This is a genomic window from Prosthecobacter sp., assembly GCF_049294395.1.
Classification (GTDB): domain Bacteria; phylum Verrucomicrobiota; class Verrucomicrobiia; order Verrucomicrobiales; family Verrucomicrobiaceae; genus Prosthecobacter.
The window spans coordinates 1-10667 of sequence record NZ_JBAQCR010000321.1; the positions used below are offsets into that span (position 1 = coordinate 1).

The 10667-nt window shown below is 59.3% G+C and carries 12 protein-coding genes; 5 read left to right on the plus strand and 7 right to left on the minus strand.

Annotation, left to right across the window (positions count from 1 at the left end):
• Together WAW39_RS21275 and WAW39_RS21280 are read right to left on the minus strand one after the other, a co-directional pair.
• On the minus strand, positions 1-324 hold a 324-nt coding region (locus tag WAW39_RS21275; RefSeq protein ID WP_422321174.1), incomplete at its 3' end, for a methyltransferase domain-containing protein.
• Between the two features lie 120 nt (positions 325-444).
• Positions 445-696, minus strand: a complete 252-nt coding sequence (locus WAW39_RS21280) for a hypothetical protein (protein WP_422321175.1) — start codon at positions 694-696, stop codon at positions 445-447.
• Between the two features lie 149 nt (positions 697-845).
• On the opposite strand from WAW39_RS21280, the gene WAW39_RS21285 reads away from it, so the two are divergent.
• The 5 genes from WAW39_RS21285 to purU all read left to right on the plus strand — a co-directional run bounded on the left by WAW39_RS21285 (position 846) and on the right by purU (position 5973).
• Positions 846-1907: a hypothetical protein gene (locus WAW39_RS21285; protein ID WP_422321176.1), complete on the plus strand. Its 1062-nt coding sequence runs from the start codon at positions 846-848 to the stop codon at positions 1905-1907.
• A gap of 162 nt (positions 1908-2069) precedes the next feature.
• A complete protein-coding gene (plsX, locus tag WAW39_RS21290) occupies positions 2070-3092 on the plus strand; it encodes a phosphate acyltransferase PlsX (RefSeq protein WP_422321177.1) in 1023 nt (340 codons plus the stop codon).
• A complete protein-coding gene (locus WAW39_RS21295) occupies positions 3079-4098 on the plus strand; it encodes a beta-ketoacyl-ACP synthase III (RefSeq protein WP_422321178.1) in 1020 nt (339 codons plus the stop codon). The genes plsX and WAW39_RS21295 overlap by 14 nt, the downstream gene beginning before the upstream one ends.
• 225 nt (positions 4099-4323) lie before the next feature.
• Positions 4324-5100 carry a glutamate 5-kinase gene (proB, locus tag WAW39_RS21300; RefSeq protein ID WP_422321179.1) on the plus strand — a complete coding sequence of 259 codons (777 nt, stop codon included), beginning with the start codon at positions 4324-4326 and terminating at the stop codon, positions 5098-5100.
• Between the two features lie 12 nt (positions 5101-5112).
• Positions 5113-5973 (plus strand): formyltetrahydrofolate deformylase, encoded by an 861-nt coding sequence (gene purU, locus WAW39_RS21305; protein ID WP_422321180.1) that lies wholly within the window; start codon positions 5113-5115, stop codon positions 5971-5973.
• Between the two features lie 572 nt (positions 5974-6545).
• Here purU and WAW39_RS21310 read toward each other — a convergent pair.
• From WAW39_RS21310 to WAW39_RS21330, 5 genes are all read right to left on the minus strand, one after another.
• On the minus strand, positions 6546-7289 hold the full coding sequence (locus WAW39_RS21310) for a hypothetical protein (protein WP_422321181.1): 744 nt from the start codon (positions 7287-7289) through the stop codon (positions 6546-6548).
• A gap of 313 nt (positions 7290-7602) precedes the next feature.
• Positions 7603-9246: a glycoside hydrolase family 75 protein gene (locus tag WAW39_RS21315; RefSeq protein WP_422321182.1), complete on the minus strand. Its 1644-nt coding sequence runs from the start codon at positions 9244-9246 to the stop codon at positions 7603-7605.
• Positions 9247-9291: 45 nt separating this feature from the next.
• Positions 9292-9969 (minus strand): ABC transporter ATP-binding protein, encoded by a 678-nt coding sequence (locus WAW39_RS21320; RefSeq protein ID WP_397385923.1) that lies wholly within the window; start codon positions 9967-9969, stop codon positions 9292-9294.
• 38 nt (positions 9970-10007) lie between these two features.
• Positions 10008-10469 carry a tRNA (cytidine(34)-2'-O)-methyltransferase gene (locus WAW39_RS21325; protein ID WP_422321183.1) on the minus strand — a complete coding sequence of 154 codons (462 nt, stop codon included), beginning with the start codon at positions 10467-10469 and terminating at the stop codon, positions 10008-10010.
• A gap of 6 nt (positions 10470-10475) precedes the next feature.
• On the minus strand, positions 10476-10667 hold a 192-nt coding region (locus WAW39_RS21330), incomplete at its 5' end, for a GtrA family protein (protein WP_422321184.1).

Consider the following 10667-nt stretch of genomic DNA (forward strand, 5'->3'; position numbering starts at 1 on the left):
CAGCATGTCCTTGTGGTGCAGCCCCGTGTTGGCAATGCCCTGCAAATACGTGCGCGCTTCACCCAGAGCGGAGGCGGACAAGTCCACCCCATCATAGCTGGCCGGCGGTGCCGTTTTCAGGCAGGGCGCCAGGAATCGCGCGTTCCCACAGCCAAGATCAAGGAGGTGATAAGGCCCCTGCGCGTGGCGCTGCTGCAGCATCCCGGAGACGTGGTCGTAGATCTCACGGTGGAACATGTAGTTCTTCTCAGAGATCGCGTCGTAGAGCGTCCAGGCTTTGCGAAAAAGGGCGGTGTTGTCGTCTTGAGTGAGGGAAAGGCTCATGTTTTGCGGGAAAGGGGACCGCTGCAATCGAGAGCGATCACAGCGGCGATGCCGTTGTGCACCTTTCTCACGTCGATACTGGTTTTCAACTGCGGCACCACTAGCATGCCAGCGAGTCTTTTAATAGGGGCGCGGAACGATGATGTGCCCGCCGCCATGGGGGCGGTACCAAACACCGCGATGATTGTAGTATCGCACCCCGCCGTGGTAGTAGGGGTGTGCACCATAGGGCAGAACAACGGGGCGGCCAACGGGCCTGACGACAGGCCGGCCCACAGGTCTGACGATCGGCCGGCCATAGCCGGGGCCGACAACGCACGAGACCAGCGAGAACAGAACAAGGGCGGAGCAGAGCAGATGCTTGAGTTTCATGATGTGGATTGGGTTGCGACGTTAAACTGACCCCTCTTGGACGAAGTTGCTGAAATTTATTTCACGCTTCTTGATCGAAAGGCTGTGAATTCCACTTTCGTTTAATGCCTCCCGTTTCACATTCCCCGCTCCCATCCCCCGTCCCGTCCATGACTCCAGCCGAAGCCAAAACCCAACTCGACACCCAAGTCCGCGAAATCATCAACTGGCATTTCTCGCCAGAAACCGGCTGTCCCTTCTGGCTCGACTGGGCCAAAAACAATTTCGACCCCCGTGGCAAGGTGAACAGCTACGAGGACATCCTGGCAAACTTCTCCCATTTCCAGGACGAATGGCTCCGCGATCAGCAGCCGGAAGTCTGGGTCCCCGCCGCCTTCAAAGGCAAGCCCTTCAACATCTTCGAAACCGGCGGCACCACTGGCATGCCCAAGCAGCGCATCGGCTGGAATGACTTCCGCGTTGATTACGAGGAGTTCAGCCACAAGCTCGACGACAAGCACTTCCCGCCGGGTGAATCATGGATCATGGTCGGCCCCACCGGCCCCCGCCGCCTCCGCCTCGCCGTGGAGCATCTGGCCAACTACCGCGGCAGCTCCTGCTACTTCGTCGATCTCGACCCCCGCTTTGTGAAGAAGCTCATCTCCAACAAGCAGTTCGACGTCGCCCGCCAGTACATGGACCACGTGGTGGATCAGGCTGTGCTCCTGCTGAAGAATCGCAAAATCTCCGCCATCTTCACCACCCCCAAGCTTCTCGAAGCCCTCGCTGAAAAGGTGGATCTCTACTCCGCTGGCATCCGTGGCTGCTTCGTCGGTGGCACCACCATGACGCCTCAATACGTGCGCTTCATCATCGAAGAAGTGCTGGAAAACCGCATCGGCTTCTACCCCACCTACGGCAACACCCTCATGGGCCTCGCCGCCAGCGTGCCGCTGACCCCGGAGGACAATTTCTCCATCACCTACTACGCACCGCAGCCCCGCGCCGTGCTGCGTGTGGTGGATCCCAAGAACACCGACCAGACCGTCGAATACGACGCCTGGGGCCGTGTGGAGCTCACCACCCTGACCCAGGAGTTCTTCATGCCCCGCTTCCTGGAGCGTGACGAGGCCATGCGCCGCAAGCCCCGCGCCCCCTATGCCTGGGACGGCGTCGCCGACGTCCGCCCCTTCGGTGCGATGGAGAAAACCATCGTGGAAGGCGTGTACTAGACGCGCCGTTTAAGCCTGCGTTTTTTCAGCCGGGAGTGCAGTCACTGCACTCCCGGTTTGTTTTTGTCCTAGATGGCCAAAAACTCCCATTTGCATTCCCGCTTCCGCACGCTTTAAGACTCGTTTCCCGATACTTTTGAAGACTCTCACGCAACCGCAGGAATGAAGATCGCACTGGATGTCATGGGGGGCGATTTCGCCCCGCAAAACCCCATTGGCGGCGTCAAACTCGCCCTCGAGTCGCTGCCCGCCATCACCAAACTCTTTTTGGTGGGCGTTCCGGCTGCCATTGAGCAGGAACTGCAGAAGCAGGGAATCTCCAGCCCGAAACTGGAAATCGTCCCCGCCAGCCAGGTCGTTGAAATGTCTGACAGCGGCATCGACGCCGTGCGCAAGAAGAAGGACAGCTCCATCAGCGTGGCCGTGGATCTGGTCAAAGATGGCAAGGCAGATGCCGTGGTCAGCGCCGGTCACACCGGTGCCGCCGTCACCGCCTCTCTGATCAAACTGCGCACCCTCACGCACATCGAGCGGCCAGCCATCGCCTCGATCATGCCTTCCTTGACCAAGCATTGGATCTTGATCGATGCCGGGGCCAATCCTGACAGCGAGCCTGCGCATCTGGTGCAGAACGCCATCATGGGCAGCGCCTTTGCCCGCCACGTGCTGGGCCGGGAAAATCCCAGCGTCGGCCTCATGTCCAACGGCACCGAAGCTGAAAAGGGCAATGCCTTGTGCAAGGAAACCGGCAAGCTGCTGCGCCACACTGCTGGGCTGAACTTCATCGGCAACGTCGAAGGCCATGACGTGTGGGAAACCCCGCCGGATGTCGTCGTGTGCGACGGTTTCACCGGCAATGTCATTTTAAAGAACGCCGAAGCTCTGGCGCACACCATTTTCAGCATGGTGAAGAGCGAAATTAAGAGCGGCTTCTGGACCAAGATCGGCGGCCTGCTGGCCAAGCCCGCCTTCAAGCGCGTCCACTACCGCACCAATCCCGACGAGGTCGGCGGCATGCCGCTGCTGGGCCTCCGGGGCATCACCATCATCTCCCATGGCAGTGCATCTCCGCTTGCCATGAAGAACGCAATCCGTCAGGCTTGCGAATCCATCCAACATCAGGTCGGGCCTCACATCGAAGCCGCCGCCACCGCCCATTCCATTTCCCTCCATGCCCGCTCCTAGTTCCCAGCCCTTTTGCGCCTCCAGCATCATTGGCACAGGCAGTTACATGCCTGAAAAAGTGCTGACCAACGAAGATCTGTCCAAAATTGTCGATACCTCCGACGAGTGGATCACCTCCCGCACCGGCATCAAGGAGCGCCGCATCGCCGCGCCAGAGCAGGCCACCAGTGATCTCGCTTCCGAAGCGGCCCGCCGCGCCATGGCCAGCGCCGGAGTGGCTCCAGAGGACATTCAGCTCATCATCGTCGCCACCGTCACGGCGGACATGTTCTTCCCGTCCACCGCCTGCTTTGTGCAGAAGAAGATCGGAGCCGTGAATGCCGTCTGCTTTGACATCTCGGCCGCCTGCTCCGGCTTTTTGTACGCCCTTCAGGTCGCGCGTCATTTCATCAACACCGGCAACCGCACCACCGCCCTCGTCATTGGCGCGGAAAAGCTCAGCAGCCTGATCAACTGGAAAGACCGCAACACCTGCGTGCTTTTTGGCGATGGAGCCGGCGCAGTGGTCATTCGCCGGGCCGATGAATCGGAAACCGACGCTCCCGGACGAGTTCTGTCCACGGTCATGGGCACGGACGGCACTCTCGCTGACGTCCTCAAGGTTCCAGGCGGCGGTTCCGCCTGCCCAATCACTCCCGAAAACGTCGAGTCGCATCCCAACACCATTCACATGGAAGGCCGCGAAACCTTCAAGCATGCCGTCACCCGCATGCTGGAGGCCTCTCAGCAGGCGCTGGAAATGGCCGGTCTGACCGCAGCGGATGTCTCGCTCGTCATTCCACATCAGGCCAATGCGCGCATCATCAGTGCCATCGCTGAACGCCTGAACCTGCCGCTGGAGCGTGTGTTCATGAATCTCGACAAATACGGTAACACCAGCGCCGCCACCATCCCCGTGGCCCTCGACGAAGCCAACAAGGCCGGCCGCCTCCAAAAGGGCGATGTCGTCCTCCTCGTCGCCTTCGGCGGCGGCTTTACCTGGGCCAGTTCCGTGGTGCGGTGGTAAGATTCGGATTGGCCGCAAAGAGGCACAAAAAGGGCAAAAATCAGAGTCTGATCGTCTTTCGATTCGGGCTCTGAATCACGGTTGGATTCCGTATTCCCTGGCATAGCCGCCCCACGCCTCTTTTTTGAACCTCTTTGCGCCTTTTTGTGGCCATCTCTGTGCCTTTTGCCCTTTGCATCGCAGCGCACCCCGCCATATTCGCCGCCCCTCGTTTCCCCCTGACTCATGGCCTCCAAGCGCATCGTTCTCAAATTCGGCTCCGGCATTCTCACGCGCAAAGACGCGCCTGAACCCGATCCCGTGCAACTGCGCAAACTCGTGGAGGCCGTCGCACTTCTGAAGCGTGCCGGGCATTCGGTCGTCGTCGTCAGCAGCGGTGCCGTGGCCTCCGGCCTGAAGCCGCTTGAATTCAAGCAACGTCCAACAGATGTGACCACCCTGCAGGCGCTCGCCGCCGTGGGCCAGACGCACCTCATGCACGCCTATGAATCGCTCCTGCGGGATCACGGCCTGCACGTCGCTCAGCTTCTCGTCACGCATGAAGATTTCGAAAACGCGGATCGTGCGCCACGCGTCAAAGCGGTGCTGGATCGCCTGATGGAGTTCTCTCAGGTGGTTCCCGTCATCAATGAAAACGACTCCGTCGCCATCGAGGAACTGCGCTACGGCGACAACGACAAGCTTTCCTCCCGCGTCGCCCGCTTCTGGGGCGCCGACGTCCTCATCCTCCTCACCAGCGCTCCCGGACTTCTGCGCGATACCAAGAAACCTGAAGAGGGCCCGATCCCTGTCGTCGAGAACGTCGATGACGTGATCCACCACGCCGAAGAGGAAAAATCCACCCTCGGCACCGGTGGCATGATTTCCAAACTGCGCGCCGTCCAGGATGCAGTGCACGGCGGTGTGGAGTGCATCATCGCCTCCGGTCGTCATGCCGAGCAGATTCCCAGCCTGATCGAAGGCCACGGCATTTGTACGCGCTTCCCCGCTTCACGTTCGTAATCCTGATTCACCATGGCCTCTGCTGACATCGCTACACTCCTCATCCATTGCCCGGACCGTCCGGGGCTCGTGCATGATGTGACCGGGTTCATTTTCTCCCATCAGGGGAACATCATCGACCTGCAGCAGCACATCGACCCCGAGCAGAACGCCTTCTTCATGCGCCTGGAATGGAGCCTGGAGAAGTTCACGCTCGATAATGAAGAGATCGAGTCGCGCCTGCAGCCCATGGCACGTCGGCATGAAATGCAGATGCGCCTGAGCTTTGCCAGCCAGCGCAAGCGCATCGCCCTCTTTGTCACCAAGGAGAACCACTGTCTCTACGATCTCCTCGCTCGTCATGAATCCGGGGACCTGCCCGTGGACATCCCGCTCATCGTTGCCAATCACGAGACCCTGCGGCCGGCGGCGGAGCGCTTCGGCATTCCGTTTCATCACTTTCCCATCACGAAGGACAACAAGCTCGCGCAGGAGGCCGCCCAGATCGAACTGCTGCGCCAGAACCGCATCGACACCGTCGTGCTGGCCCGCTACATGCAGATCATCAGTCCGGCGATGATCGCGGAGTTCCCTCACCGTATCCTGAACATTCATCACAGCTTCCTGCCTGCTTTCGTCGGTGCGAAGCCCTACCATCAGGCCTTCCAGCGCGGCGTGAAGATCATCGGCGCCACCAGCCACTACGTCACCGCAGACCTGGATGAAGGTCCGATCATCCATCAGGATGTCATGCGCGTCAGTCACGAAGACAGCGTGCAAGACCTCGTGCGCCTTGGTCGCGACCTGGAAAAAACCGTCCTGGCCAAAGCACTCTGGTGGCACTCACGTGACCGTGTGCTGGTCGTCAAAAACAAGACCGTGGTGTTTGACTGAGGCTGGCGGGCAGCAACGCACTGATGGCACTCCGTTGAGGCGGGATGTCGTTCGCTTCGCATGCTTCTGGTCCTGCACTTACGCGAACGCGACAGCGTCTTGGAACCGGAGCGCAGTGAAGATAGACAGTCGCAGGCTGCCCAAAGGGTGAGCAAAGCGAATCAATGCGCGCGGCAAGCCTGGGCTCGACGCCGCTTTCGCAGGCCGGACAGCAGGCTCAGGCCAAGGAGCAAGCAACACCTCGCGAAAGCGGTGTCGCTGATGCAGGCTTGCGCCGTGCATCTCTGCCACCGCACTCCAAGACGCTGTCGCATGGCTCGGGTGCCCAGACCTCCAAAACTGGCGACACATGCCCTTAATCAAGTGCCATTCATGCTTAGCTTTTTTTTTCAGTCGGGAAGTCGATGCGCGTGACTGCGTGATCAGCGCCGTCGTATTCACGCGCCTCATCCGCCGGTGCCCCCGCCTCCATTTGGCTTTGATTGGCAATGTTTTAGGTCAGGCGATGCGTGCATGATGCAAGGCATGTTTTTTTTCTGCAGGCCGGAGAGACGTTGCTAACCGCCCCACGCTCACGAACGCCGCTTGAGCAGCAGCCACAGCAGGCCAAGCGCCGCCACGGTCAACACAACGATCATGCTCCACGGCGTTGATGATGCTGGTTCATCGCTCGGTGGCGGGGTCACGGGCCTGGGTGCGAATGTCTTCTTAGACTCTGTTGGTTGAACAACTGGGGGCTGGGGATTCGGAGCAATAGCAGGCTTTTCCGCCCTAGTGCCTTGGCTGGCCGTCTTTACTTGATGAGTTGCGGTGGATTCTCCGAGTTTCGATTTTATCGCCTTCACAAGCTCTTCAAAAGAAAGGCCCTTGAGAGCTTCTTTCCGCGTAGACAAACCGGAGGTCCAAACGGACCAATCGTAACAGTAGCTTATCCATTTCCCATTTTTGATGGATCCGACGAGCACCACTCGTTTTTGATACCAGTCAGATTGCTGAATTTGCTGCACAAAATCAGCGTAACTAGTCGGAGGCATTGGCCCGCCTCCGGGCACGTGACGCCACGCCAATCTGGAGTTCTCATCAATAACGATTTCCTCGTTTGGCTTTCCTGCGCCCTTCAATGAAGTCTCTACAACAAGAATGACTTGCCCTTGCCGACCTTCTCTGACCATCCCAGTGAGAACAGTCTCTGCGTCCTCTATGTGAGTATCGAAGTCTTGAACCGCGACATTGGCTATTGCCGAAGATCGCATTGAAAGCATGAGCAGTAAAAAAACTAGTCGATGCACAAGTTGGGAGTTTGCTAATCGTTCCATTTGTCGAGTGTTTGGTGGTTCTTTCCAATAAGTTGTCAGGCATTATTTAGAAACCTAAAGATGCAAACATCTCATATTCAATACCATGACCTCCCGTTTCCTTGGATCGTTCAGGCGCGGGTTTTGGAAAAAAGCCAGGCATTCGGTGCGCATAAGGGCAGTCAGGTAAGAGCAGGATTTAAACCGCTGATGGGGCGGTGCGGGTGTCTCGGTTTTGACTTGAGTATTCCAAGATGCTGCTGCGTGACTCGGGTGCCCCAGACCCTCCAGAATGCACGCCACCCCTTAACTGAGTGCCATTCCTGCAACGCACTTACTTCTTATTCGCTTTCGCCTTTGTCCCGCTCGACTTGGCAGGCGCAGCTTTCGCGTCACCTGACTTCGTCGCTGCCGACGATGGTTCAATGGGCGTCAGAATGATCGGGGCCGTGGCTGGGCCGGGCAGGGGAGGTGTCGTGGCAGATGGCACTCCCGGAGGGGTCGTTATCGTTCCTGGTGTGCCGGGGGTGGCTGCGTCACTGGTCGCAGGTGGCATGACGGTGACGGGTGGCGGCGGCTCCGGTTTCTTGAACGGGTCTTCCCAGGTGTGCAGCTCAAAACCAGCACCCACGCCGCCCACTTCTCCCAGCAGAGCCAAGCATTTCTCCCGCCATTTCGCGAGGTCTGGAGCACTGCGCTCCTTCTCCGCCGTGCCAGGAAAGATGAGGTAGGTCACCTTGAGATCGCTTTCGGGCCGGATGTAGGGCGTGGCCTTGGGATTGATGGTTTTGGCCATGAGCAGCGAAGCTTCGCCCATTTTGAAGCTGGGGCCGTAGTCGCCGCAGATGGCGGGATAGATTTTTCCTTCGTGAATGACGGCCGCGTAGTCGCCGATCTGCGGCGTAAACTTGTTCTGATCCGCATAGCCGCGGAACAGCAGCGAGATGACGATGAAGGGGTCTTTGTCCGCGATGAGGCTGCTGCGCACCTTGAAGTCGGAGACCTCCAGCTTGAGCTGGTCGATCATCACCTTGAGCTCTCGGTTGCGTGATGAACTCAGGCCCTTCTTTGAGAATTCATCCTGCGCCTTTTGCAGGCGGTCCTCCCATTTGGCGAGAAGCGGGTTCGGCGTCTTCGTGGTCTTCGCCCACGCATAGCTCGTGAAGGGCTGGTAATAGTCGGAGAGGTAGATGTACTCCTCCAGCGTCGGCATGCGGTCGCCATCCGAGCCGTCGGCCACCACATCCATCTCCGACTGCACGAGCAGCGCGCGGCGCTGCGTGGTCGGGTGGGTCAGTTCCAAGATGGTCTCGGTATCATAGAAGTTGTGACGGTCGAGGATTCTATTCAGGCGCGTGAGGTCGTTCTGCACGCGGTTGGTTTTGTTCTCGTAAAGCTTGTGGTAGAAGCCGCTGACCTTCGCTGCTGGCAGCATGACACCGAGTCCGGGCAGGATCGCGGGCAGGTTTTTGTTGATGCGGGAGAGTTCGTCCAGCGTCTGGTTCGCCTTCGGCACGCGGATGCTCAGCTGGAATTCCGCCTTGTAGGCCTCGGGATCAAGCCGCTCCAGGCTGGCAAAGCCACCCTCTTCCGTGATCAGGTTTGTTTTGACCGTGATGCCGTTGAAAAGCGTGGCCACATCGATGTCCTTGCGCGGGATGTATTTCTCCGGCAGCGGCGGCTGGACTTCGCGGATGACTTCCTTGGTCACTTCTTTGACGACGGGAACTTCCTTGATCACATCCCGCATCACATCACGCGTGACGATGCGCTCCTTCGTGCTCCGTGCGGAGGCGACGATGTCCTGGATGGCTTTTTTGATCTTGCCGGCAAAGGGGGTGAATGGCAGCACCAGTGCGATGAGCAGGGTGAGCAGAAACAGCAGGCGGATGAGCGAGCCAAAGCAGCCGCGCTTCCGGCGCTGTGATCCTGGGAAGGGAGGGGAGTCCGTGGCGGGCATGGGAGATTCCGAAGACATACGCGTGCAGAAGTTTAATCTCGTTTCAGCACCAAGGCGAGTGCATCAACCTTCTTCGAGACGGCCCTCTTTGAGAAGCAGGCGGCGGTCACCGCGCTTGGCCAGGGTTTGATCATGTGTGACGACCACGAGTGTTTTTTTGGCCTCATCGACCACCTGCATCAGCATGTCGATGACGCCGCTGCCGGTGCTTGCATCGAGGTTGCCGGTGGGTTCGTCGGCGTAGATGATGCCGGGGTTGTTGATGAGCGCGCGGGCGATGGCCACGCGCTGCTGCTCGCCACCGGAAAGTTCGGTGGGCAGGTGTTGGAGGCGTGCCGTGAGGCCCACCTTGTCCAGCAGTTCACGGGCGCGGGTCTCGGCTTTTTTGCCGCCGATCATGGCCGGCAGCATCACATTTTCCAAAGCCGTGAGTTCCGGCAGCAGGAAGTAATGCTGGAAAACAAATCCCATGACCTCGTTGCGCGTGCGCGCACGCTCGGCGGCTGCCGCCTGATACAGCGAGCGGCCATGCACCATCACATCGCCCGATGTGGGCTGCTCCAGCCCGCCGAGGACGTAGAGCAGAGTGGTTTTGCCTGCACCGGACTGGCCGCAGAGGAACACCTTTTCACCGGCGGCGACTTCGACATTGACGCCGCGTAGCACGGGCAGATCATGCCCCGCAAGGTGGTAGGTACGGTGCACATCGTGTGCGGCGAGTGGGGCTGCTTCCTGGCTCATGTAGATAAGGGTGTACGCTCCGCAGATGCCACGCGGCGTCAAGACATGATGCCCGCCAGCGTGCGTTGTCTGAGCGTCTCATACATCACAATGCCCGCAGCGGTGGCCAGATTCAGACTCCGCGTGCCCTGCATCGGGATGCGCAGGCAGCGCTTCGGCTGGATTACCGAGGCCGGGATGCCACGTGTTTCCGGGCCGAAGACGAGGAAAATCTCATCCGCTGTGAGGTCGGCCTCCCAGTAGGTATGTTCGCCCTGGCATTCGATGAACCAGCAGGCGGCCCCGGCAGGAATCTCCGCCGCCAGTGCCTCCCAGCTGTCCCAGACACGCACATCCACCTCCGCCCAGTAGTCCAGTCCGGCGCGTTTGAGCTGCTTGTCATCAAGACTGAAGCCGAGCGGCTTGATCAGATGCAGCCGCGCATTCGTGGCCAGGCACAGCCGTCCGATGGCACCCGTGTTGTGCGGAATCTCCGGCTGAAACAGGACGACGTTCAGCATGCGGCCTCAACCTTTGAACACAAAGAGCTTCCGGCAGATGAAATTCACCAGAGTGGACGAAACGATCAGCAGCAACTGGGCTGTCAATGTGCTGATGCCATACCACTTGATGAGATACGGCCCGGAAAGCAGGCCAATGGCAAACCCAGTCGAGCTGACCACCGAAAAGTAGACAAACTCCAAGACCCGGTGATGCCG